Source organism: Nocardia puris (assembly GCF_036051655.1).
Taxonomy (GTDB): domain Bacteria; phylum Actinomycetota; class Actinomycetes; order Mycobacteriales; family Mycobacteriaceae; genus Nocardia; species Nocardia puris.
Window position 1 is genome coordinate 4,242,502 of the sequence record NZ_CP107943.1, and the last position, 22,682, is coordinate 4,265,183.

Below are 22,682 nucleotides of genomic sequence, written 5' to 3' on the forward strand. Positions count from 1 at the left end.
CGTCCGCATCGCAGCGCTCCTCTACCCGCGCCCCGCCCTGAGCCCATCGACAAAAAAGGCGACCAGACTGTCGATCCCGCGCTCCGGATCGCCCGTCCAGGACCGGACCATCGACTCCGCCGCCGCGGCGATCATGCCCGCCGTCACCTCGGGGTCGGCGGGCAGCCGGACGCCCGCCGCGGCCAGTTCGCCCAGCCACGCCACCCACGGACGCAGCTGTTCGGCGCGGAAGGCGCGCATCCGCTCGGCGAAGGCGGGCGCGGCCAGCGCGGCTTGATCCATCGCCGCGATCACGTCCCGGTTCGCCGCGAAAGTGTGCCAGAAGATCGAGAGGTGGGCGCGGGTGGTCCGGCGCAGCGCGGCGGCCGGGTCGTCGCCGGTGCGGGTGGCCGGTGTGCGCTCGGCCCGCACGTCGGCGTCGGCGCCGATGTCGTCGGCCAGCGCGGCGAGGATGTCCTCTTTGCTCTGGAAGTGGTTGTAGAACGAGCCCGCCGCCCGCCCCGCCTCCGCCGTGATGTCGGAGATCTTGGTGTTGAGGTACCCCTGGCGCGCGAAGACCGCCCGCGCCGCGGACTTGAGCTCGCTGGTCGTGCGCGCCGCCTGCAACTGCCTGCGCGTCGGCCCGGCCGATGTGGCGATGTCGATCCCTCCTTGACAGCGTTCCCGGGCAGTGTACTGTGATGAATCGTAATTCACTGAATGTTGATTCATCGAATGGGGGCGGCATGAAGGCCGCGATTCTGCGTCGTTTCGGCGCACCGGAGTACGGGGAGTTCGACGCCCCCGATCCGGCCGCGTTTCCCGGCGCCACCGCGATCGAGGTGGCCGCCGCGACGATCAACGCCATCGACCGGATCACCGCCGCGGGGGAGCACTACCTGAGCCCGGAGTCCTTCCCGGTGATCACCGGGATCGAGGGCGCCGGCGTCACCGCCGACAACCGGCGCGTCTATTTCGGCAGGCCGCTCGCGCCCTTCGGTGCGATGGCCGAATACACCGTGGTACCACCGGGTTTCGCGATACCGATACCCGACGGTGTCGACTTCCCGGTCGCGGCCACCCTCGGCAACAGCGGGATGGCCGCCCTCATGCCGCTCACCGATGCCGCGCGGATGCGCCCGGGGGAGCACGTCGCGCTGCTGGGTGGCAGTGGGGTGGTCGGCAGGCTCGCGGTGCAGGCGGCACGGTTGCTCGGCGCGGGCACCATCACCGTCGTCGGCCGCGACCCCGAAGCCCTGGCCGACACGATCGAACTCGGCGCGACCGCGACGGTGTCGACCGCAGGGGGGTCGGACATCGCGGGTCTGACCGAGGCGATCCGGCGGGCCTCGGGCGGCGGGGTCGACATCGTGGTCGACTACACCTGGGGCGATCCGGCCGTCGCCGCGCTGGCCGCGGGCAATCCGGGCGTCCGGTTGGTGCAGGTGGGCGACCGCGCGGGGGCTTCTGCGTCGCTGCCCGCGCAGGTGCTGCGCTCGCTCGGCGCGACGGTCGTCGGGTTCATGCCGGTCCACCACGGGCCCGAGGCCATGACGCGCTCGTACCGGCAACTGGCGGAATGGGCCGATCGGGGCGAGCTGCGGGTCGACTGCGAGCGCGTCCCGCTGGCCGAGGTGGCGCGGGCATGGGAGCGGTCGGCTCGGGTGCGGCACAAGATCGTCCTGGTGCCGTGAACCCGGTGAACGACCGCCGCGCAAGCGAAGATGGGGGAGACGATGGGCGACATCCGGCTCGGCGCGGTGCTCATCGACCGGAAACCGTTGTCCCACCCGGAGTTCCGGCGATTGTGGCTGAGTGGGATCGTGTCGGTCTCCGGTGCGCAGCTGACCGTGATCGCGGTGCCGTTCCAGATCTACGCGATCACCGGATCGTCGGCCTACGTGGGACTGGCGGGCGTGTTCGTGCTCGCGCCGCTGGTGGTGTTCGGGCTGTGGGGCGGGGCACTGGCCGATGTGCTCGACCGGCGCACCCTGTTGCTCGCCAGTTCGGCCGGGATGGTCGTGGCGACGGCGCTGCTGGCCGCGCAGGCCTTCCTGCGGCTGGACAACGTCTGGCTGCTCTACGCCGTCCTGGTGTTCCAGCAGGCGTGCATCGCGGTGAACCAGCCGACCCGCAACGCCATCTTCCCGCGCATTCTGCCCGCCGATCGGCTCGCGGCGGCGAACACGCTGGAGATGACGGTCATCCAGATCGGCGGAATCGCCGGAAGCCTGTGTGCGGGAGTCCTTCTCGCCGGTGGCGGCCCCGCCTACGCCTACCTGCTCGATTCGGTGGCGATGCTCGCGACGGTGTGGGCGGCCTACCGCCTGCCCGCGTTACCGCCGAGCGGACGGGTCACCGCGTCCGGGGTTCGTGAGATCTGGTCCGGCCTGGTCTACCTCTCCTCGCGGCGGCTGCTCGCGGCCGTGTTCCTCCTCGATCTCGTCGCGATGGTGGCGGGACTGCCCCGGGTGTTGTTCCCGGAACTGGCCGACGACCATTTCGCCGCGGGCGGGGACGGTGAAATGGTCGTCGGCGTCCTGTTCGCCGCGCTGGCGATCGGCTCGGTGCTCGGCGGCGCCTTCTCCGGCTGGGTGTCGCGGGTGCGCCGCCACGGCGCGGCGGTGGTGGTCGGCGTCGTCATCTGGGGCGTGGGCATCACCGGTTTCGGGCTGAGCGCCCTGCTGGGCAGCGGCGGCCTGATCCCCGCGCTCCTCTTCCTCGTCCTGGCGGGCGTGGGCGACCTGATCTCGGTCATCTTCCGCTCCACCATGATTCAGCAACTCACCACCGACGACATGCGCGGCCGCCTCCAGGGGCTGTTCAACGTCTCTGTCGCAGGCGGCCAGCGTCTCGGCGACCTCGCCCACGGCGTCACGGCGGCCTCGGTCGGCACCACCCTCGCTGTCTCCGGTGGCGGCGTCCTGGTCGTCATCGCGGCAATCCTTGTGGCGCTTCTCATCCCGATCACCCTGCGGTATCGCTTCGACCCGGCACGCGTGGGCAATGGCACCCCGGTCGATCATCCGGCCGCGGTTGAGCTGGATTGACGCGCGCAGACAGTCGCGGTCGAAAAACCGCTGCCGCCTCTCCTCGAGTAGCCGCGTCCGTGCCCGCCGCGCTGCGGAAGTGCCGAACGGCGGTCGAGGCGCCGGTACCGGCGAAGGAGTCCTGACACGGCGCACCGGCCGGGTCGCGGTGTCGGACGCTGCCGGCGATCCGATTCCGGTGCGCTCGCCGAATGCGTTGTTCCACTGATGATCAGCGGCTCACGGTGCTACACCGACGTGTCCGGCACGAGTTCGAGCACCGTGATGTCGGAGGGGGCGGCGACGCGGGTGGGCGGGCCCCAGGCGCCTGCGCCGCGGGTGACGTAGAGCTGGGTGTCGCCGTAGCGTTCCAGGCCCGCGACGGTCGGGTTGGCCAGGCCGGCGAGGAGGTTGCCGGGGAAGAGCTGGCCGCCGTGGGTGTGGCCGGACAGTTGCAGGTCGACGCCGTGGTCGACGGCGTCGTGCACCAGGACCGGTTGGTGGGCGAGCAGCACGCACGGGCGCGTGGTGTCTCGGCCGCGCAGGGTCGCCGCCATATCGGGACCGCGGCCGTAGGCCTCGCCTTCCACGTCGTCCACGCCCGCGATATCGAAACTCGCCAGCGAGACACGGCTGTTCAGCAGGACCCGCATGCCGAGTGAGGGCAGGTATTCGATCCATTCGTCCGGGCCGGAGTAGTACTCGTGGTTGCCCATGCCGAAGAACACGCCGTGCGGGGCGCGCAGGTCGGCCAGTGGCGCGGTGGCGTCTCGGAGATCGGCGACCGACGCGTCCACGAGGTCGCCCGCGATCGCGATCAGATCCGGACGGGTGCCGTTGACGGCGTCGACCACCGTCCGCGTGAAGTCGCGGCCCAGGACCGGGCCGAGGTGCAGGTCGCTGACCAGCGTGATGCGGAATCCCGTTGCGTCGGCGGGCAATCGGCGCAGCGGCACGGTGACATAGTTGACGGCCGGGCCCTTGAGTACGCCGTAGGTGCCGCCGCCCACGGTCGCGACGGCCGCCACCGCGGTGACACCGGCGAGCGCCCTGCTGACGAACACCCGGCGGGAGAGGGGAGTGGGTTGTGTTGTGGTTTCGGCTTGCTCCGTGGCGGGCGAGGCGGGGGTGACCGCCACGGTTTCGTTCGACGCGGGAGCCGTTCCGGCGGTTCGTGATTCGGACGAAGTTCGCTCGGTCGTGGCGGTTCCGGCGTGGGCGCGCTCGGGTGTGTCCGTCGCGGAGGACGCGGATCCGGTGGTGAGCGCAGGCGTTTCACGATCGCTCGGTGCCCGAGCGGCACCCTTGGATTCGGCCGAATCTCCCACGGCTGCAAGGTCTCTCGCCGTGCTCGTCGCCCGACCGTCCTTCGACCGGAACGGCAACCGCGCCAGCAGCGGCCGCACCACTTCCCCCACCAGCACGCCGAGCAACAGGTAGATCAGCACCGCCGCCCACAGGAACCCGACCGTCGACACCACCCGGACGAGCGCGAACGGCACATCGCCGATCCGGGTCGCCAGCATGGCGCCCAGGGACAGCCCGCCGAACACGATCACCCCGGTCCCGAGCCGCCTGCCCAGCGACCCGGTCGCCGTGCTGTCTCGCACCAACCGCCGCCACACATACCAGTGCATCCCGGCGACGATGCCGAGCATCACGACACCCACCAGCACCGCAAGAACCGTTCCCACGCGAATACCTTCCGGAACTCCCGAAACTCCCGACCCCGCCGAATCTACGCGTTCAGGCCGTAGTTGCGCTCGGGCGCAGGTCGGCGGCCCCCGTCAGACGACGAGCTGAGCCGACACCACCACGGGCAGATTCATCGGCAGCGCCGTGACCCCGATCGCCGTGCGGGCGTGCGCGCCGACGTCTCTCCGAACACCTCGAGCACGAGTTCGGAGAACGGGTTGATCACGGCGGTCGTCTGCGGTAGCCCGCGTCGGCGTTGACGAAGCCGTCGACCCGCGCCCACGCCCGGATCGCGTCCAGGCTCCCGAGTTCGCGCCGGAGCGCGGCGAACATCGCGAGCGCGGCCGAGCGCGCCGAGGACTGCGCGTCCTCGAGCGACACCTCGGAGGGCACGCGGCCGAACGGCGGCGCGGGCGCCCCGACCCGTCGAGCGCGCCGTGTCCGCTGACGAAGCACTGGCCGCCGACGACACGCACCCACCGGAAGGGGACGGACACGTGCGGCGGCAGGCGCGGCTCGGGTGGGAGTACCAAGCCCAGCTCGGTGCGGCGTCGGTGCGGCGCTGCTCCGGCGTCATCCGTCCATTGTCCGCCGTCACAGCCGTTTCGTGGCCGAACGGCGAATATCGGGCAACCCCGCGTCGGTGCCTTGTGGAGTGTGCCAGTGCGGGGGTACCCGTGCTCGTGGTGTGTACCGAAGTGCGCGGTCCGCCACTTCCGGGCCCGGGTTTCGGCTATCGTGCCGGGAGTTTCGTTCCTCGACCAAGGATGGGGTCACCGTGAGCTCGGCAGTGCAAATGCCCGACGTCGCGTCGCAAGTGGGGTACTACTACCAGGCGGAGGGCACGTTCGAAGTCGGGCGCGAGAAGATCCGCGAATACGCGCGCGCGGTGCAGGACTTCCACCCGGCCCACTGGGACGAGGGCGCCGCGGCCGACCTCGGCTACTCCGGTCTGGTGGCGCCGCTGACCTTCGTCTCGATTCCCGCGATGGCGGCCAACCGGCGGCTGTTCGAGGAGGTCGTGCGCGGCTACGACACGTTCGTGCAGACCGAGCAGGTCTTCGAGCAGTACAAGCCGATCGTGGCCGGGGACCGGCTCGTCACCGACGTCGAACTGTCCTCGGTGCGCCAGATCGCGGGCAAGGATCTGATCACCGTCACCAACACCTTCACCGATCCGCTGGGCGAGGTCGTGCACGCCATGCACACGACGGTCGTCGGCGTCACCGGCGAGGGCGTGGATCCCGCGCTGACGGGTGCGGTGGCCGGCGTCATGATGCACGGCATCACCGTGTTCACGCCCAGGGACGAGGTCGTGTCGAGCGACGAGCCGATGCCGCGCCGCCCGCAAGGCGAGGTCCGGTACTCCCTGGAGGGCGCCGCGCGCACCCCGGCGACCACGCTCTCGTTCGACGACCTGACCGTCGGCCTCGAGCTTCCGCTGCGCGAGGCCACCGTCTCCCGCGGCGACCTCGTCAACTACGCGGGCGTCTCCGGCGACAGCAACCCGATCCACTGGGACGCCAGGATCGCCCGCCTCGCGGGCCTGCCCGACGTGATCGCTCACGGCATGCTCACCATGGGCCTGGGCGCGGGATTCGTCTCGGCCTGGTCGGGCGACCCCGGCGCCGCCGCCCGCTACGGCGTCCGCCTCTCCAACTACACCGTCGTGAGCGCCGAGTCCGGCGGGCGGATCGAATACACCGGCCGCGTGAAGTCCCTCGACCCGAACACCCGCACCGCGGTCATCGCCATCGTCGCGAAGTCGCTGGGCCGCAAGATCTTCGGCCTCGCGACCACCAACGTCAAGTTCCGCTGAGCCCGGCCCTCGCCGGTCCGCACCCGCGGACCGGCGCTCGGCGCGCTCGGCTCTGGCGTCGGTGATCCGATAGTTCGGGCCGGAATCGGTTCACTGTGGAGCGGTGCCGGACTAGCGTTTCTGCTGGAAGCTATCGGTGGCGGGATCGAGAAGGCTGTACCGATGACCAAGCGGATTCTGCACGTTGTCACGAATGTCGCCCATTACGACGACCCGTCCGAGCCGACCGGGTTGTGGCTCTCGGAGCTGACGCACGCCTATCACATCTTCGAGGAGCAGGGGTATGAGCAGCGGATCGTCAGTCCGCAGGGCGGGCTGTCCCCGCTGGAGCCCCGGTCGCTCTCGTTCCCGAACTACGACAAGACCGCGAAGGCGTGGCGGGCCAGCGCGGAGCGGATGGCGCTGCTGGCGAACACCGCCGCCCCGGACGACATCGACTCGGCCGACTTCGACGCGATCTACTTCACCGGCGGCCACGCCGTGATGTGGGATTTCCCCGACAGCGAGGGCTTGCAGCGGATCACCCGGGAGATATGGGAGCGCGGCGGGATCGTGTCGTCGGTGTGCCACGGCTACTGCGGGCTGCTCAACACCGAACTGTCCGACGGCACGCTGCTCGTCGCCGGACGCAAACTCACCGGCTTCGCCTGGCAGGAGGAGGTGCTGGCCAGGGTCGACAAGCTGGTGCCGTACAACGCCGAAGAGGAGATGAAGAAGCGCGGCGCCCGGTACGAGAAGGGGTTGATTCCGTTCACGCCGAAGGTCGTCGTCGACGGCAAGCTGGTGACCGGCCAGAACCCGCAGTCGGCCAAGGCGACGGCCAAGGCGGTCGTCGCCGCGCTGTGAGCGCCTATTCCACGGAGAACGGCGCCGTGGCGGCCTCGGTACGCCCCACGTAGATGATCCGATAGGTGCCCGGATCGCCTGCGGTCCAGGTGATGTCGGCGGTGAACCGCAGTTTCCGGTCGCGGCGCCAGACGATCGTGGTGTCGGGGGCGGCGTCGTCGGCCACGGTGGTCCACCCGTTGTCGGTGCGGCGTTCGACGCGCAGGTAGGTCGGGCGCAGTGCGGCGTTCGGATGGTCGGCGTCGAACGTGGCCGTGACGGTTCCGCCCGGGCGCGCCGACGTGGCTGCCCGGCGCGCCCGGACCGGCCCGCGCCGTTCCCAGCGCGGCGAGCCGACGGGACTCTCGGGAAGCCGGAATCGGCGCGGCGGCGGGGGAGTGCCCGGCTCCACCGGGTGTCCGTCGCGCATCGCGGCCGCCAGTGAGGTCGCCGCGTCGATCAAGGTCACCAACTGGTGCCGCCCGAAGATCGTCGCGCCGCCCTCGTAGAGTTGCTCGTCGTACTCCTCGGGCGTCGTCACGTAGTGGCCGTAACCGTTGGCATAGCCTTGCAGCACAACGTGTTCGAGGTCGATGTCCAACGCGTCGGCCACGGCGCGCCGCAGGCGCAGACCGGCGACCACGGTCACCTCGAACGGCAGGCACAGCAGGTGGAGCTGCCCGAGCCGGACCAGCTGCACCAGGTAGGTCTCCTGGACCCAGCGCAGTTGCCCGACCGGCAGGAAAAGGTCCTTCGGCGCGTGCGCCGCCGCGAGACGGGGGAAGCGGGCGTAGAGGCGCCGGCTCAGCCGTTCGAGCCGGGGGTTGCGTTTACCCTCGTGGAACCACGGCGAGCCCGGACCGTCGGTCATCTTGCCCGAGGCGAAGCTCGCGCCGAGGATCGCCCGCGCGGGGAAGCGGACGTAGCGGTGCCGGGTGTCGAGGCCGGGCGCGAGCTCGTCGCCGGGGGAGGCGGCGGCGCGGCGGGCCGCGGCGAGCTGGCGTTCGCCGATGAGCCGGGTGTTCTCGCGTTCGTCGCCGGTCGGGCCGGTGCCGGGCTCCAGGTCGAGATTCGGGGAGAGGTCGCCCGCGTTGGTCTGCGCGAACGCCGCGACGAGACCGGGCGCCTCGGACTCCCACCGCGTCGCCGCCCACCCTTTGTTGTCGGCGCTGATGAGCCGGTTGCGATTGGTCATCGACGTGTTGTGCACCGGGAACCAGTGGACGACGCCCACCAGTTCGCCGTCGCGCTCGACCCGCAACAGCAGGCCGCGCGGATCAATGCCCTCGGGGAACGCTTCCCGGTCCTCGGACGGGTTGCGCTCGAACGCCGCACGGGCCCGATTGGCGCTCGCGTCGGTGAGCCGCTCACTGGCGAGCACCGCCCGCGCGGGCGCGACATCGGCGTCGGCCGCCGCGATCGCCTCCACCACACCGGACACCAGACGCTCGAACGTGCGCCCGTGAAACCCGGCTGTCGTGAGGTTGTAGAGCACATCGTGCCCGTGCCCACCCGGCCCGCAATGCGTATGCGTCGCTGTCAGAACAACATTCGCGGCCGTGTACCGCGTCCCGAACCGCTCACCCAACCGCTTGTGAATCGCCTCGACAGCCGCCTGAAAGAACATCCCGATATCGGCCACCACGAACGCGACCCGCCCCCGCCCACCCTCGAACACGAACGCCCGCGCATACTGCCGCGACAGAATCCCGCACGTGCGCTGATCAGGCATCCCATACCCCATCATCGCCACGCCCCAAGGCTCCCCGGTCACGTCGGCGACACCCCGCCCGATAGCCCATGCGTCGGTCATACGAGGTGATGGTAGTGAGGTGACCCCATGTCACACTCCCCGTTCGTGCTTCGTCTCCTGGGTGGACCATTCGCGAGTAACAGGAGAGTTCCATGGCGCTGACCATCAGCAACCCGTCCGAACTGCACGATCCGACCGGCTTCGGCTACAGCCATGTGGCGCGGGTGAGTGGGGAGCTCGTGTTGATCGCCGGGCAGTATGACTCCGATGCCGAAGGGCACGTCACCAGAGAGGATTTCGGTGGGCAGGTCGAGCGGGCGTTCGTCAATCTGGGGACGGCGTTGCGGTCGGCCGGGCTCGGCTACGGTGATGTCGCTCAGTTGCGCACGTTCATCGTGGACCACGATGTGGACAAGCTGGGGGTGCTCGGCGCGAAGATCGCCGAGATCTGGGGCGATACACCACCGGTCCAGACCTTGCTCGGCGTCGCATCGCTGGCCTTGCCGGGAATGCTGTTCGAGGTGGACGCCGTCGCGGTCCGGGGGTAAGGGGCCGAATCTGCGTCGGCCGGTGCGGCCACCCCGAATCAGCCCGGGTGCGCGGCGGCGTCGGTCACCGACGCCGCCGCGCGGGTGGCGATGGCGGTGGCCAGTTCGTCGGTGGTAGAGGTGCCGTCCAGGTCGGGAGTGCGGACGTTCCCCTCCGCGAGGACTTCGTCGACGGCGCGGTGGATGGCGGCGGCCGGGGCGTGCGCCCCGAGGTGGTCGAGCATCATTGCGCCCGCGAGGATTTGGGCGACGGGGTTGGCGATGCCCTGACCGGCGATGTCGGGGGCGCTGCCGTGGACCGCCTCGAACATCGACGGCGCGCTCCGGTCGGGGTTGATATTGCCGGAAGGCGCGAGGCCCAGCCCGCCGGTGACGGCGGCGGCGAGATCGGACAGGATGTCGCCGAACAGGTTGGACGCCACAATCACGTCGAGCCGATCCGGACGCAGCACGATCTCGGCCGCCAAGGCGTCCACGTGCACGGTGCGCGTCGTGATATCGGGGTAGTCGGCGGCGACGTCGGCGAACACGCTGTCCCAGTACGGCATCGAGTGGATCAGCCCATTGGATTTCGTGGCCGAGCACACCGAGCCGTCGCGTTCGGCGGCCCGCTCGAACGCGTAGCGCATGATGCGTTCGCACCCCACCCGGCTGAACACCGATTCCTGGAGGACGAATTCCTCGGGCCGCCCCGGATTGTGGATGCCGCCGATCTCGGAGTACTCACCCTCGGAGTTCTCGCGCACGATCAGGATGTCGAGGTCGTCGGCCGTGCGGCCGCGCAGCGCCGATTCCGTGCCGGGGAGCAGCCGCACCGGGCGCAGGTTGACGTACTGGCCGAACGCCCGGCGCAGCGGGATCAGCAGGCCCCACAGCGAAACATGGTCGGGCACACCGGGAAAGCCGACGGCGCCGAGCAGGATCGCGTCGAACCCGGCCAGCAGGTCCGGCCCGTCGGCGGGCATCATCGCGCCGGTGCGCAGGTATTGGGCGCAGGACCAGTCGAATTCCGTCCACTCGATCCCCGGCTGCACGGCGTCGAGCACGGTGATGGCCGCGGCGGTCACGTCGACGCCGATCCCGTCGCCGGGGATGGTCGCGATTCGATAGCTCACAGTCGCACTCCGATGTATTTGGTCTCGAGGAATTCGTCGATGCCGGTCAGGCCGCCCTCGCGGCCCAGTCCGGACTCTTTCACGCCGCCGAACGGCGCCGCCGGATTCGACACGACGCCCTGGTTCAGCCCCACCATGCCTGTCTCCATCGCCTCGCACACGCGCAGACCGCGCCGCAGGTTCTCGGTGAACACGTAGCTCACCAGGCCGTACGGTGTGGCGTTGGCGCGGGCGATCACCTCGTCCTCGGTGTCGAACGGGGCGATGGCCGCGACCGGTCCGAAGATCTCGGTGTGGCACAGCTCGGCGTCGTCGGGGACATCGGTGAGCACGGTGGCGGGGTAGAAGTGCCCGGGGCCGTCGAGGGCGGTGCCGCCGGTGCGCACGGTCGCGCCGCGCCGGACGGCGTCCGCGACGAGCCGTTCGACCTTCGCCACCGCCGCGCCGTCGATGAGCGGTCCGACCACGACGCCGGGCTCGGTGCCGCGCCCCATCGGCAGCGCCGCCAACCGCTGCGCGAGCCGCCCGGCGAACTCCTCGGCGACGGAGCGCTGCACGAAGATCCGGTTCGCGGCGGTGCACGCCTGCCCGATATTGCGCATCTTCGCCGCCACCGCCCCCTCCACGGCCGCGTCCAGGTCCGCGTCCTCGAACACGAGAAACGGCGCGTTGCCGCCGAGTTCCATCGACGTGCGCATGACGGTGCGGGCGCACTGTTCGAGCAGGCGTTTGCCGACCTCCGTCGACCCGGTGAACGACAGCTTGCGCGAGCGGTCGTCCAGGATCAACGGCGTCATCACGGCGCCGGGATCGGAGGTGGTGAGCACGTTGACGACCCCGGCGGGCACCCCGGCGCGGTCGAGGATGTCGGCCAGCGCGAGCATCGAGAGCGGGGTCTGCTCGGCGGGTTTCACCACGCAGGTGCAGCCCGCCGCGAGCGCCGGCCCGATCTTGCGGGTGCCCATGGCCAGCGGAAAGTTCCACGGGGTGATGAGCAGGCTGGGACCGACCGGCTGCTTGGTGACCAGGAACCGGGAGCCGCCGCCGGGGGCGGGGAGGTAGCCGCCGTCCATGCGCACCGCCTCCTCGGCGAACCAGCGGAGGAACTCGGCGGCGTAGGCGATCTCGCCGCGCGCCTCGGCCAGCGGTTTGCCCATCTCCAAGGTCATGATCACCGCGAGGCGTTCGGTGTCGGCGAGCAGTGCGCGGTGGGCGCTCATGAGCAGATCGCTGCGGTCGCGGGGCGGGGTGCGCGCCCAGTCCGCCTGCGCGTCGGCGGCGGCGGTGAGGGCGTCGAGACCGTCGGCGGGGGAGGCGTCGGAGACCTCTCGCAGCAGCGCGCCCGTGGCCGGGTCCGTGACGGGTAGCCGCGCCGCCGTCTCGCGCCACCGCCCGCCGAGGTAGAGGCCGGTGGGCACGGTGGCCAGTGCCTCGCGTTCCGTCGCGGCGAGCGTGGTGTCGGCGAGCATCGGTCGCGCTCCTTCCGTTCCGCCGCGGCGGTCGTTGCCGCGAACCCTCCGGCCATGTTATGCATATTGTCAACAATCCGACAATATGACAGTCGATATCGACGACCGCGCGCGGGCCACGCTCCGCGCGCCGGGAGGCGGACCACCATGACCGAACTATCGCCAGTCCTCAAGCAGGCCACCCCGGTGACCGTCGACCACGGCGAGGGGTGCTACCTCTACGGCACCGACGGCAGGCGCTATCTCGATTTCACCGCCGGGATCGGCGTCACGAGCACCGGGCACTGCCATCCGCACGTCGTCGCGGCGGCCCAGGCGCAGGTGGGGAAGCTGATCCACGGGCAGTACACGACCGTCATGCACCGGCCGCTGCTGGAACTCACCGAACGCCTGGGCGCCGTGCTGCCCGAGGGACTGGACGCGCTGTTCTTCGCCAACTCCGGCAGCGAGGCGATCGAGGCGGCGCTGCGGCTGGCGCGGCAGGCCACCGGACGCCCGAACGTCATCGTCTTCCACGGCGGTTTCCACGGCAGGACCGTGGCCGCGGCGACCATGACCACCTCCGGCACCCGGTTCTCGGCGGGGTTCAGCCCGCTGATGTCCGGCGTGCACGTGGCGCCGTTCCCCACCGCGTTCCGCTACGGCTGGTCGGAGGCCGAGGCCACCGAGTTCGCCTTGCGCGAGCTGGATTACCTGTTCGCCACGCTCACCTCGCCCGCGGAGACCGCCGCGTTCATCGTGGAGCCGATGCTCGGCGAGGGCGGCTACATCCCCGGCAACGCCACCTTCTTCCGCGGCTTGCGCGAACGCGCCGACCGGCACGGCATCCTGCTGGTGTTCGACGAGATCCAGACCGGGTTCGGCCGGACCGGAAGGTTCTTCGGCCACCAGCACTTCGGCGTGCGCCCGGATGTGATCACCATCGCCAAGGGCCTCGCCAGCGGGTTCCCGCTCTCGGGGATCGCCGCCCCGCGCGAGCTCATGGCGCGGGCCTGGCCCGGTTCGCAGGGCGGCACCTACGGCGGCAACGCGGTGGCCTGCGCCGCCGCCGTCGCCACCCTCGAGGTGATCGAAGCGGAGGGCCTGGTCGACAACGCCGCCGCGCGCGGTGCGCAACTGCTGGCCGGTCTGCGCGCAGGCGCCACCAAGGCCATCGGTGACGTGCGCGGCCTCGGATTGCTGGTGGGCGCCGAATTCACCACGGCGACAGGCGAACCCGACACCGAGACCGCCTCGGCCGCGCAACGCCTGGCCGTCGAGAAGGGATTGCTGCTGCTCACCTGCGGCGCGCACATGAACGTGGTGCGGATGATCCCGCCGCTCGTCGTCACCGAATCCCAGATCGAGGACGCGCTCGCCGTCTGGTCCGACGTCCTCGCCGAACTCTGATCGCCCGCACCGACTCCCGGAAGCAGGTTTCATGGCCCGCTACATCAGCATCACCCTCACCAAGGCCGCCGTCAGCTGCCGCGCGCGACTGCTGGACGACGAAGCGCCGGCCACCTGCGCGGCGGTGTGGGACACGCTGCCGCACGAGGGCGCCGCCTTCCACGCCAAATACGCCCGCAACGAGGTGTACACCCTCGTGCCGCGCATCACGGCCGCACCGCGCCGGGAGAACCCCACCGTCACCCCGATCCCCGGCGACGTCTGCCTGTTCGATTTCGAACCCTGGGAGATCGGCAACCCCGCCTACGGCTACGAACCGGGGTCGGCCGCGCATCACGAACTCGGCGCGACCGACCTCGCACTCTTCTACGGCCGCAACAACCTGCTGATCAACGGCGATCTGGGCTGGGTGCCCGGCAATGTCTTCGCCACTATCGAGGAGGGGCTGGCCGACATCGCCGCCGCCTGCAACGACCTGTGGATCCACGGGGTGTACGGCGAGACACTGGCTTTCGCGCGCGCGTGAGTGGGTTCGCGAGCGGACCGCCGGTCTGGTCCCTCGGCCGCCTGGCGATGCTGCCGAGCCGCCCGCTCACGACGACAGCACGTGCTCCGCGTAGCGGGCCACCGCCAGCACCAGGTCGTCGGAGTGGCGGGGGCCGACGATCTGCAAGCCGACCGGCATGCCGGTGGCGGTGGTCCCCGCCGGAATGCTGATCGCGGGCTGCTGGGTCATGTTGAACGGGTAGGTGAACGGCGTCCAGCGCGCCCAGCTGTCCATGCCGCTGCCCGGCGGCACGTCGTGGCCCGCCTCGAAGGCGGTGATCGGCACGGTCGGCGTCACCAGCACGTCGAAGGCGGTGTGGAACGCGCCCATGGTGATCCCGAGCTGGGCCGCCTCGTCTCGGGCGGTGAGGTAGTCGATCGCCGAGACGCGCTCGCCGCGCTCCCACACCGCGCGCAGCCCGGGGTCCACCCGCTCGCGCGATCCTTCGGGGAACTTCGCAAGCATGGCCGCCGCCCCTGCCGCCCACAGCAGTTCGAACGCCGCGCAGGGGTCGGTGAAGCCGGGATCGGCCACGGTTACCCGCAGTTCGGCGTCGGCCAGCCGGTGCACGGCCGCGTCGACCACGGCGGCCACCTCGGGATCGACCTCGGCGTACCCGAGGGTGGGGGAGTAGGCCACGGTGATGCCCCGCACGTCGCGGGTGATCTGCCCGCGGAACGTGGTGATCGTGGGCGCCAGCGCCGTGGGGTCGCGCGGATCGGGCAGCGAGAGGATGTCCATCAGCAGCGCGGCGTCGTCGACCGTCCTGGTCATCGGCCCCGCGTGCGCGAGCGGGCCGAACGGGCTGGCCGGGAACAGCGGAACCCGGCCGTGCGTCGGCTTGAACCCCACGATCCCGCAGAAGGAGGCGGGGATGCGGATGCTGCCGCCGCCGTCGGTGCCGACCGAGACCGGCCCCAGGCCCGCCGCGACCGCCGCCGCACTGCCGCCGGAGGACCCGCCCGGTGTCTTCGACGGGTCGACGGGGTTGCGGGTGACACCGGTCAGCGGGCTGTCGGTGACCGCCTTCCACGCGATCTCCGGCGTGGTCGTCTTGCCGAGGAAGACCATGCCGTCGGCGCGCAGGCGCGCCGCGACCGGGCTGTCCACCGGCCACGGCCCGGCCGGGTCGATCGCGGTGGACCCGCGCCGCGTCGGCCAGCCCTCGGTGAGGAAGACGTCCTTGATGGAAATCGGCACGCCGTCGAGCAGCCCGCGCGCGTGACCGGAATGCCAGCGCGCCTCGGAGTTCTTGGCCTGCACGAGGGCCCGGTCGGGGTCGACGAGGCAGAACGCGTGCAGCGCGCCGTCGCGGGCCGCGATCGCGTCGAGCGCCGCCTCGGTCACCTCGACGGGGGACAGGACGCCCGCCGTGTAGGCCGAGACGAGTTCGGCGGCGGTCATCGCGAGCGGGTCGGCGGGCAGATCGTTTCCGGGGTGGCTCATAGCAGGGCTCCTTCAGCCGGGCACGTACCCCAGCTCCTTGTCGACCACATTCTCCATTGGCCGGGCGGCGATCCAGTTGTCGAAGTTCGCGCGGAACGCGCGCACCACCTCGTCGCGCCACCCGGCCACATCCCCCGAATTGTGCGGGGTGATCAGGACGTTGGGCAGCTGCCACAGCGGGTGCTCGGGCGGCAGTGGTTCCGGGTCCACCACATCCAGCGCCGCCCCGGCGATCGCCCCGCCGGCCAGCGCGGCCACGAGGTCGTCGGTCACCACGAGTTCCCCGCGGCCCACGTTGACAAACCTGGCGTGCGGCTTCATCGCGGCGAAGGCCTTGGCGTCGAACATCTTCCGGGTGTCGGGCGTGAGCGGTGCGATGGCGATGACGTAGTCGGCCCCGGGCAGCTCGGCGAACAGGTCGTCGCCGACGGAGCCGAAGTCGGGGTCGTGGTCGCGGGCGCGCCTGCCGACGCCGCGCACCGACATCCCGGCCGCGCGCAGCAGCCGGGCGATGGCGCGCCCGATCGGACCGGTGCCGACGATCAGCGCCGTGGCGCCCGCGATCCGCTCGGAATCGCGGTGCTGCCAGGTGCCGCGCTGCTGCAACCGCAGCGAGCCGGGCAGGTCTTTGGCGAAGGACAGGATCTGCCCGAGGACGTATTCGGCGATGGCGGTGTCGAAGACGCCCCGGGTGTTGGTGATGACGACATCGCTGGCCAATGCCTCGGGGAACAGGACCGGATCGACGCCGGTGGACCCCATGTGCACCCAGCGCAACCGGTCGGCCGCGTGCCATGCTCCGGGGAGCGCGCTGGTGAGGAAGTCGTAGACGAACAGGATCTGCGCGCCGCGCAACGCGTCGGCGAGTCCCGACGCGTCGGTGTAGCGGAGTTCGGCCCGGTCCGCGATCGGGGCCATGAGATCGGCGTCGGGCACGGCGTCGTCGTGCAGGACGGTGATGATCGTGCCCTGGTCCACATTGACACGGTAGAATCACATCGTATGATTGTCAACAATCCGATCGTGTTCGGAGGTCTACCCGGCTGAGCGCGAGAGGGGCCGCAGTGGAACCCAGTTTTCCCGACATAGAGGGCCCCGTCGCGCAGCGGGGCATCGGGATCATCGCCCCCTTCGACCTCGCGCTGGAACGCGAACTCTGGCGGTGGGCGCCCCTCGACGTCAGTCTGCACCTGGCCCGCACGCCGTACGAGCCCGTGCCGGTGTCGCTGGAGATGGCCCAACTTGTTTCCGATCCGGCGCATCTGACCGCCGCGACCCGCAACGTCTTGCACGTGGAGCCCGAGGTGGTGGCCTACCTGTGCACCTCGGGCAGTTTCATCAACGGACTCGCTTACGAACGATCCTTGCGCGACACCATCTGCCGAGCCGGCGCCCGCGATGCCGTCACCACCTCGGGCGCGCTGGTCGAGGCGATCGGTCACCTGGGCATCGGCAAGATCTCCGTGATCACCCCCTACGACGAGATCCTCACCAACAAACTGCACGACTTCCTCCACGAGGCGGGCTGTGAGGTGGTGCGCTCGGACCATCTCGGGCTCGGCGGCGGCATCTGGAAAGTCAACTACCGCACCATCGCCGAGCGGATCGTCGGGGCCGATCATCCCGACGCGGAAGCGATTTTCGTCAGCTGTACCAACCTGCCCACCTACGACGTCATCGAGCCGCTGGAACGCGCGCTCGGAAAACCCGTCCTCACCGCCAATCAGCTCACCATGTGGGCTTGCCTCGGGCGCATGAAACTCCCGATGATGGGGCCGGGTAAATGGCTGCTCAACGTCTTCTGAACGGAAACCACTCCATGCGCGCACCCACCATCGGCTTCATCTACCCCGACCACGCGGCCGAGGACGACTACCCCCTGGCGGCGTCGATCCTGGCCGGCTCCGGGCTCGAGGTGGAGCTCGAGGTCGCGCACATCTACGGCACCGACCTGCACGCCGTCCCCGAATTGCTGGACCTGGGCAGCCCCGACAAGCTCCGCCACGGCGTGGAACTGCTCGCCCCGCGCCGCCCGGCCGCCGTGGTGTGGGCCTGCACGTCCGGCAGTTTCGTCTACGGCCCGCGCGGCGCCCGCGAGCAGGCCGCCGGCCTCGCCGCCGCGGCGGGTGTGCCGGCGACGAGCACCGGCATCGCCTTCGCCGACGCGGCCCGCGCGCTCGGCGTCGGCACGGTCGCGGTCGCCGCCAGCTACCCCGACGACGTGGCCCGCCTGTTCGTGGACTTCCTCGCCGACGCGGGGGTGGAGGTGGTCCACATGGCGAGCGCGGGCATCGACACCGCCGCCGAAGTGGGCACGCTGGACGCGGCGCGGGTGCGGGAGCTGGCCCTGTCCAACGACCACCCCGACGCGCGGGCCGTCTTGATCCCCGACACCGCCATGCACACCCTGGCCGTTCTCCCGGAACTCGAAGCCGCACTGGGCAAACCGGTCCTCACCGCCAACCAGGTGACCGTCTGGGCCGGGTTGCGGCTTGCCGGTCTGCACGCGGACTGCCCCGCGCTCGGCGCCCTCTTCGCGGAAAGGCACGCCCGTGTCGCTCCTTGATTTCGAGCCCGTGAACCGGCGGTCGACCGCCGAGATGATCGCCGACCGTCTCCGCGAGGCGATCATGCGCGGCTCCCTCGCGCCGGGAGTCCAGCTCGGGGAGGCAGACCTGGCCACCCGATTCGCGGTCTCGCGCGGGCCGATCCGGGAAGCGATGCAGAGGTTGGTGTCCGAGGGCCTGCTCTACAGCGTCCGCAATCGCGGCATCTTCGTCATCGAGCTGACCGACGACGACGTGGCCGACATCTACCGGGCCCGCACCGCGATCGAAGGCGGCGCGCTCGAACTCGTCCTCGACGGTCGGCGCGAGCACGCCGAGGCCGCGCTCGGCCCCAGCCTCGCGCGCATGATCGAGGCCGCCGAGAGCGGCGACGCCGTCGCGGTCTCCGACGCCGACCAGGAGTTCCACGAGGCCCTGGTGGAGAGCGCGGGCAGCCCGCGCCTGGTCCGGGCCGCGCGCACCCTGCTGATCGAGACGCGAATGTGCCTGGGCGCCCTGCAAACCACCTATCCCGATCTGCGCGAGCAGGCGCGCGAACACGTCGAACTGCGCGAGGCGATCGCCTCGGGACCGCCGCGCCGGGCGCGAGCGCTGCTGGTGGAACACATGGACGACGCGGTGCGGAGGTTGCGGGAACGTACAACCGTCTGACGTCGACGGTTTCGCGACGTCCCCGCTCGCGCGCCACGGCAGCCCGGAGCACCGGTGAGTCGATGGTCCTCGACGGCGGGATCACGCTGACCGGCGTTGTCCGACCACAGTATTCGACTCCGGACGAGGCCACCGTCGACGCTGGCGTTGCCCCCGCGGGGCGATTGCGGAGAAGCGCGACGCGCAAGCCCAGCCGGGCGGCCGAGGGTGTGTCCGCCGTTGGTGACGGTGAAGCGCCCCGGGTGGTGCGAGGGCACTCAGGCCTTGGTGCGGACCCAGAGGTGATGGGCGCCCGATCGAGGGATCTCGATCGTCGCGCGGGCGTCGGCCACCGGCACCCCGAGTCCGTGCGCCAGCAGACAGGGCATCTCGGCGTCGAACTGCGAGTCGAGCAGCCAGCCGCCGTGGTCGTGAAAGTCCTTGGCTTGCAACAGAATACCGGCCGCGATCGGAGCATCTTGCCGGGCGATCGTCGCGTGCGCCGGGCGGCTCACCGAGAAGGGCTGGGACCTATGGCCCGTCGTCGTTTCCCTGATGCAATGGGGAGACAAGTACACCGCCGACCCGGAGGGCTGGTTCCTGGACGTTCGGCACGCCGGCTGTGGCGCGCCCGTCCGAGTGGTCGTCGAATGCCGCCGCGATCACGCCCCCTCACCCACACGCACGTGGATGTTCGCCCCGGCGCATCGGCCCGCCCGCGCTCGGTGTCCCTGCGCCGGGACACCGAGCGCCGCACCACAGAAGCGTGTCCGCCGAATCGAGTTCTTGAACAGGTCCGGATCACGATGGGCGCACCCTTCAACAGCGCCCGTGCGAGGGAAACCCGTTGGCGCTCAACGCCCGGCAGGTGTGCGTCGCCTTCGCCGACCAGCGCGTTCCACCCGTCGAAAAGACGCTCGATCACCTCGTCCGGACCGGCCGCGGTGGCGGCGGCCCGCATCTGCGCGTCGGTCGCGCCGGGCCGGCTGAGACTCCGCGACATCCGGACCGGACCTTTCCGCGCCGATTTGGGCGGGGGAGTACAGGGTGAGACTGTCGTAGCAGTGCGGCCAGGACTCGACGGGGTCGGGCCCGGCTTCGAGCACCACCGGGGTCAGGTGGTGGTCGGCGAGGGTGCGGGCGGCGGTGAGTCCGGATTGCCCCGCGCCGATGACGATCGCGTCGATCACGAATGACGTTCTTTTGCTCAGTATTTCGGGATGGTGGTCAGCGATAGTGCCGCGGCGAGGGCAGCGGCTGTGCCCAGGATCAGGAACGTGGCGGGATAGCCGCCCAGGTTCGCGGCCAGGGCGGTGGCTACGAACGGTGCTGAGGCCACGGTGATGGTCATCGGCGCGGAGACGAGTCCGGTGAGTCGCCCGTAGTGGGCCGAGCCCCACCGGTCGGTGATGGCGGTGGCTTGCAGCAGGGTGAACACCCCGCGTGCCATGCCCGACAGGATCGCCGCGACGGTCAGTGCTGCCGCGGTGGTGAAGATTCCGAGCAGCATCGTGGTGGCGGCGATCGCGACCAGGATCACCGCCGTGCGGGTGCGCACACTCGTGCGGTCGGCGAACGCGCGGTAGCCGATCCGGCTCACGACCTGCCCGAGTCCGCCCAGTCCGAGGGCGACCGCCGCGGTGGTGGTGGAGATCCCGCGTTCGGTCATCAGCGGTACGAGGGTGACCACGACCGCGAAGGAGGCGAAGCCGGCGACGCTCAACGCGATCGCCAGGCAGATGAATGCCCGGCTGCGCGCGATGCTGCCGGGGTTGTCCAGGTGGGCGTGTTCGGCGTTCTCCTCTGGCCGGGGCGGCCAGGCCGATCGCAATCCGAACCAGTGACCGGGAATCGTCACGACCGCGAGGATCGCGGCGAGGATCAGATAGGTTGCGCGCCAGTCGAACCTGGTTGCCAGGGCTGCGGTCAAGGGTGCGAAGACGGTGGAGGCCAGCCCACCTGCGAGGGTCAGCACGGTCAGGGCCCGCACCCGGTCAGGCCCGTACCAGCGGGTTAGCGCCGCGAAGGCCGGGGGATACAGCACCGCGCCCATCGAGATCCCGGCCAGCGCCCAGCCCAGAAGAAACGCTGTCAGGGTTTGCGCGGTGGCGACGATGATCAGCGCCGTGACCGCGAGCGCCGAGCCCGCGGTCATCACCGTGCGGGGTCCGTGGCGGTCCAGGCGTCGGCCGACGAGTACGCCGGTGAGCGCGGTGAGTAGTTGTCCGGCCGAGAACGCCGCTGTCAGCGCGGTGGCCGACCAACCGGTGTCGGTGGCGATGGATCCGAGAAGTACCGGGAAGGCGTAGAACAGAATTCCCCAGCTGGTGATCTCGGTGATGCACAAAACCGCCAGCACCTGCCGCAACACTGTCGCGGCAGGTGCGGTCGGTGTCGAAACAACCTGCATCGCGGTGGAGATCAGCGCGCGGGCATCGAGGTCAGAGGCAGTTCGGTGACCGCGCTCGGTACACCGAGGGTCGACTCCTGCGCCGCAGCCGGGGCCGCGCAACACCCGCCCGCTGATTCATCGGCCGGGGCGTCGAAGAGGCCGGATCCGCCGCAGACACCGGTGTCGGGAAGGCTGAGTTCGACTCGTTGCGCGGCTTCGTGGTCACCGGCGAGGGCGGCGACGATCGAGCGAACCTGTTCGTAGCCCGTCATCGCCAGGAAGGTCGGTGCGCGCCCGTAACTCTTCATGCCGACCAGGAACACCCCGGGTTCGGGATGGGTGAGTTCCTTGACGCCGTGCGGGTAGACGGTGCCGCAGGAGTGTGCGTTCGGGTCGATGAGAGGTGCCAGCTTCGCCGGTGCCTGCAAAGTCGCATCGAGATCGAGGCGGATTTCCGAGAGCCAGGACAGGTCCGGGCGGAACCCGGTCAGCACGATCACTTCGTCGATGTCGGTGACGGGATCGCCGTCGGCGGGGATGAGCGTGAGTTGACCGTGGTCGGTGCGTTCGACGGCCTCGGTGCGGAATCCGGTGACCACGTTGATGTGGCCGGCCTCGACCGCCGCCTGAGCGCGCAACCCGAGTGCACCGCGAGCGGGCAGTTCGTCGGAGTGTCCGCCACCGAAGGTGGATCCGATCGTGCCTCGGCGCAGCAGCCACGTGATGCGAGTCCCCGGGTGCTCGCCGGCCAGTTCGGCCAGCACGACCAACGCGGTGAGCGCGGAGTGCCCGCTTCCGGCGACGACCACGTGGCGGGCGGCGTGGCGGGCCGCGATGTCGGGGTAGGTGAGGTCGGGAACGCGGTAGGAGATGCGGTGTGCGGCCGCGGCTTCGCCGACGGCGGGCAGCCCGTCTCCGCCGAGTGGATTCGGTGTCGTCCAGGTACCGGAGGCGTCGATGACCGCGCGGGCGGTGAGGCGCTCCTCGTGGCCGTCGGCGGTGCGCAAGTGCACGGTCAACGGTTCGCTGTCGCGCCCCGCGTCGACGACTCGGTCGCGGCCGCGGCGCGCCACACCGGTCACTTCGGTGTCGAACCGGGCCGCTTCGCCGAGCGCTTCACCGAGCGGGCGCAGGTAGCCTTCCACCCACTCCGCGCCGGTCGGGTAGCCCTCGAGGTCGGGTTCGGTCCAGCCGTGAGCGTCGAGCAGGGGCCGTGCGGCCGGGGCGATCAGTTCGGCCCAGCGCGAGAACACGCGCACGTGATGCCACTGCGCGACAGCAGCACCGGCGTGCTGGCCGCGTTCGAGCAGCAGGAACGGCAGCCCGCGGCGGGCCAGCTCGGCGGCGGCGGCGAGACCGACGGGTCCAGCTCCGATGACAACAACGGGCAGGGAGTTCATGACGACCTTCTTTCATCGATGCAGATCGATTGACTGAGCCTGAGAGTATCGACCGGCATCGATGAATGCAACCATCGAT

The 22,682-nt window shown here is 70.5% G+C and carries 22 protein-coding genes; 10 read left to right on the forward strand and 12 right to left on the reverse strand.

Features of this window, described 5'->3' with window-relative positions; translation table 11 throughout:
• Positions 1-21 precede the first annotated feature (21 nt).
• The gene (locus OHB21_RS19515) at positions 22-696 is read right to left on the reverse strand and encodes a TetR/AcrR family transcriptional regulator (protein WP_324192038.1); all 675 of its coding nucleotides are present in this window, start codon (positions 694-696) and stop codon (positions 22-24) included.
• A gap of 29 nt (positions 697-725) precedes the next feature.
• Between OHB21_RS19515 and OHB21_RS19520 the strand changes: the two genes are divergently transcribed.
• Complete coding sequence (locus OHB21_RS19520) at positions 726-1,673, forward strand: quinone oxidoreductase family protein (RefSeq protein ID WP_195126475.1); 948 nt, start codon at positions 726-728, stop codon at positions 1,671-1,673.
• 30 nt (positions 1,674-1,703) lie between these two features.
• A complete protein-coding gene (locus tag OHB21_RS19525; RefSeq protein ID WP_195126476.1) occupies positions 1,704-3,029 on the forward strand; it encodes an MFS transporter in 1,326 nt (441 codons plus the stop codon).
• Between the two features lie 227 nt (positions 3,030-3,256).
• Here the strand turns inward: OHB21_RS19525 and OHB21_RS19530 are convergent, their stop codons facing one another.
• Entirely contained in the window at positions 3,257-4,702 is a 1,446-nt protein-coding gene (locus OHB21_RS19530; protein WP_232331821.1) for a metallophosphoesterase, read from the reverse strand.
• 223 nt (positions 4,703-4,925) lie between these two features.
• Positions 4,926-5,096: a RidA family protein gene (locus OHB21_RS19535; RefSeq protein WP_324192039.1), complete on the reverse strand. Its 171-nt coding sequence runs from the start codon at positions 5,094-5,096 to the stop codon at positions 4,926-4,928.
• 403 nt (positions 5,097-5,499) lie between these two features.
• Between OHB21_RS19535 and OHB21_RS19540 the strand changes: the two genes are divergently transcribed.
• Together OHB21_RS19540 and OHB21_RS19545 are read left to right on the forward strand one after the other, a co-directional pair.
• The gene (locus tag OHB21_RS19540) at positions 5,500-6,522 is read left to right on the forward strand and encodes a fused (3R)-hydroxyacyl-ACP dehydratase subunits HadA/HadB (RefSeq protein ID WP_195126495.1); all 1,023 of its coding nucleotides are present in this window, start codon (positions 5,500-5,502) and stop codon (positions 6,520-6,522) included.
• Between the two features lie 162 nt (positions 6,523-6,684).
• Positions 6,685-7,368 carry a type 1 glutamine amidotransferase domain-containing protein gene (locus OHB21_RS19545; protein WP_067511243.1) on the forward strand — a complete coding sequence of 228 codons (684 nt, stop codon included), beginning with the start codon at positions 6,685-6,687 and terminating at the stop codon, positions 7,366-7,368.
• Positions 7,369-7,372: 4 nt separating this feature from the next.
• On the opposite strand, the gene OHB21_RS19550 is transcribed toward OHB21_RS19545, so the two are convergent.
• Complete coding sequence (locus tag OHB21_RS19550; RefSeq protein WP_195126477.1) at positions 7,373-9,160, reverse strand: neutral/alkaline non-lysosomal ceramidase N-terminal domain-containing protein; 1,788 nt, start codon at positions 9,158-9,160, stop codon at positions 7,373-7,375.
• A 92-nt stretch (positions 9,161-9,252) separates the two neighbouring features.
• Here OHB21_RS19550 and OHB21_RS19555 point away from each other — a divergent pair, with 92 nt between their 5' ends.
• On the forward strand, positions 9,253-9,648 hold the full coding sequence (locus OHB21_RS19555; RefSeq protein ID WP_067511241.1) for a RidA family protein: 396 nt from the start codon (positions 9,253-9,255) through the stop codon (positions 9,646-9,648).
• Positions 9,649-9,686: 38 nt separating this feature from the next.
• Here OHB21_RS19555 and OHB21_RS19560 read toward each other — a convergent pair whose 3' ends face one another.
• Together OHB21_RS19560 and OHB21_RS19565 are read right to left on the reverse strand one after the other, a co-directional pair.
• Positions 9,687-10,763 (reverse strand): tartrate dehydrogenase, encoded by a 1,077-nt coding sequence (locus OHB21_RS19560; RefSeq protein ID WP_067511240.1) that lies wholly within the window; start codon positions 10,761-10,763, stop codon positions 9,687-9,689.
• Positions 10,760-12,232: an NAD-dependent succinate-semialdehyde dehydrogenase gene (locus OHB21_RS19565; protein ID WP_195126478.1), complete on the reverse strand. Its 1,473-nt coding sequence runs from the start codon at positions 12,230-12,232 to the stop codon at positions 10,760-10,762. Before OHB21_RS19565 ends, OHB21_RS19560 begins: the two co-directional genes overlap by 4 nt.
• A 147-nt stretch (positions 12,233-12,379) precedes the next feature.
• Here OHB21_RS19565 and OHB21_RS19570 point away from each other — a divergent pair, with 147 nt between their 5' ends.
• Both OHB21_RS19570 and OHB21_RS19575 read left to right on the forward strand, forming a co-directional pair.
• Positions 12,380-13,621, forward strand: a complete 1,242-nt coding sequence (locus OHB21_RS19570; protein WP_067511238.1) for an aspartate aminotransferase family protein — start codon at positions 12,380-12,382, stop codon at positions 13,619-13,621.
• Between the two features lie 31 nt (positions 13,622-13,652).
• Positions 13,653-14,147, forward strand: a complete 495-nt coding sequence (locus OHB21_RS19575) for a DUF3830 family protein (RefSeq protein WP_067511237.1) — start codon at positions 13,653-13,655, stop codon at positions 14,145-14,147.
• Positions 14,148-14,213: 66 nt separating this feature from the next.
• On the opposite strand, the gene OHB21_RS19580 is transcribed toward OHB21_RS19575, so the two are convergent.
• On the reverse strand, positions 14,214-15,614 hold the full coding sequence (locus tag OHB21_RS19580; RefSeq protein ID WP_198161797.1) for an amidase: 1,401 nt from the start codon (positions 15,612-15,614) through the stop codon (positions 14,214-14,216).
• A 12-nt stretch (positions 15,615-15,626) separates the two neighbouring features.
• The gene (locus OHB21_RS19585) at positions 15,627-16,532 is read right to left on the reverse strand and encodes a D-2-hydroxyacid dehydrogenase (RefSeq protein WP_228801592.1); all 906 of its coding nucleotides are present in this window, start codon (positions 16,530-16,532) and stop codon (positions 15,627-15,629) included.
• A gap of 146 nt (positions 16,533-16,678) precedes the next feature.
• Here OHB21_RS19585 and OHB21_RS19590 point away from each other — a divergent pair, with 146 nt between their 5' ends.
• The 3 genes from OHB21_RS19590 to OHB21_RS19600 are packed head-to-tail and all read left to right on the forward strand — an operon-like array spanning position 16,679 to position 18,832.
• Entirely contained in the window at positions 16,679-17,419 is a 741-nt protein-coding gene (locus tag OHB21_RS19590) for a maleate cis-trans isomerase family protein (protein WP_067511235.1), read from the forward strand.
• Between the two features lie 14 nt (positions 17,420-17,433).
• Positions 17,434-18,180, forward strand: a complete 747-nt coding sequence (locus tag OHB21_RS19595; protein ID WP_195126480.1) for a maleate cis-trans isomerase family protein — start codon at positions 17,434-17,436, stop codon at positions 18,178-18,180.
• A gap of 34 nt (positions 18,181-18,214) precedes the next feature.
• A complete protein-coding gene (locus tag OHB21_RS19600) occupies positions 18,215-18,832 on the forward strand; it encodes a GntR family transcriptional regulator (protein WP_195126496.1) in 618 nt (205 codons plus the stop codon).
• 257 nt (positions 18,833-19,089) lie between these two features.
• On the opposite strand, the gene OHB21_RS19605 is transcribed toward OHB21_RS19600, so the two are convergent.
• The 4 genes from OHB21_RS19605 to OHB21_RS19620 all read right to left on the reverse strand — a co-directional run bounded on the left by OHB21_RS19605 (position 19,090) and on the right by OHB21_RS19620 (position 22,603).
• Positions 19,090-19,326 (reverse strand): hypothetical protein, encoded by a 237-nt coding sequence (locus OHB21_RS19605; protein ID WP_195126481.1) that lies wholly within the window; start codon positions 19,324-19,326, stop codon positions 19,090-19,092.
• 339 nt (positions 19,327-19,665) lie between these two features.
• The gene (locus tag OHB21_RS37555) at positions 19,666-20,001 is read right to left on the reverse strand and encodes an NAD(P)-binding protein (RefSeq protein WP_407674978.1); all 336 of its coding nucleotides are present in this window, start codon (positions 19,999-20,001) and stop codon (positions 19,666-19,668) included.
• A 17-nt stretch (positions 20,002-20,018) separates the two neighbouring features.
• Positions 20,019-21,170 carry an MFS transporter gene (locus OHB21_RS19615; RefSeq protein WP_407674979.1) on the reverse strand — a complete coding sequence of 384 codons (1,152 nt, stop codon included), beginning with the start codon at positions 21,168-21,170 and terminating at the stop codon, positions 20,019-20,021.
• Between the two features lie 62 nt (positions 21,171-21,232).
• Positions 21,233-22,603 carry an FAD-dependent oxidoreductase gene (locus OHB21_RS19620; RefSeq protein WP_195126483.1) on the reverse strand — a complete coding sequence of 457 codons (1,371 nt, stop codon included), beginning with the start codon at positions 22,601-22,603 and terminating at the stop codon, positions 21,233-21,235.
• Between the last annotated feature and the right edge of the window lie 79 nt (positions 22,604-22,682).

Bases quoted from the DNA above. Each gene is read 5' to 3' on its own strand.
- OHB21_RS19520 (WP_195126475.1), top strand. From the start codon at position 726: ATGAAGGCCGCGATTCTGCGTCGTTTCGGCGCACCGGAGTACGGGGAG.
- OHB21_RS19595 (WP_195126480.1), top strand. From the start codon at position 17,434: ATGCGCGCACCCACCATCGGCTTCATCTACCCCGACCACGCGGCCGAG.
- OHB21_RS19550 (WP_195126477.1), bottom strand. From the start codon at position 9,160: ATGACCGACGCATGGGCTATCGGGCGGGGTGTCGCCGACGTGACCGGG.
- OHB21_RS19545 (WP_067511243.1), top strand. From the start codon at position 6,685: ATGACCAAGCGGATTCTGCACGTTGTCACGAATGTCGCCCATTACGAC.
- OHB21_RS19565 (WP_195126478.1), bottom strand. From the start codon at position 12,232: ATGCTCGCCGACACCACGCTCGCCGCGACGGAACGCGAGGCACTGGCC.
- OHB21_RS19540 (WP_195126495.1), top strand. From the start codon at position 5,500: ATGCCCGACGTCGCGTCGCAAGTGGGGTACTACTACCAGGCGGAGGGC.
- OHB21_RS19600 (WP_195126496.1), top strand. From the start codon at position 18,215: ATGATCGCCGACCGTCTCCGCGAGGCGATCATGCGCGGCTCCCTCGCG.
- OHB21_RS19580 (WP_198161797.1), bottom strand. From the start codon at position 15,614: ATGAGCCACCCCGGAAACGATCTGCCCGCCGACCCGCTCGCGATGACC.
- OHB21_RS19525 (WP_195126476.1), top strand. From the start codon at position 1,704: ATGGGGGAGACGATGGGCGACATCCGGCTCGGCGCGGTGCTCATCGAC.
- OHB21_RS19555 (WP_067511241.1), top strand. From the start codon at position 9,253: ATGGCGCTGACCATCAGCAACCCGTCCGAACTGCACGATCCGACCGGC.
- OHB21_RS19570 (WP_067511238.1), top strand. From the start codon at position 12,380: ATGACCGAACTATCGCCAGTCCTCAAGCAGGCCACCCCGGTGACCGTC.
- OHB21_RS19585 (WP_228801592.1), bottom strand. From the start codon at position 16,532: ATGGCCCCGATCGCGGACCGGGCCGAACTCCGCTACACCGACGCGTCG.
- OHB21_RS19575 (WP_067511237.1), top strand. From the start codon at position 13,653: ATGGCCCGCTACATCAGCATCACCCTCACCAAGGCCGCCGTCAGCTGC.
- OHB21_RS19620 (WP_195126483.1), bottom strand. From the start codon at position 22,603: ATGAACTCCCTGCCCGTTGTTGTCATCGGAGCTGGACCCGTCGGTCTC.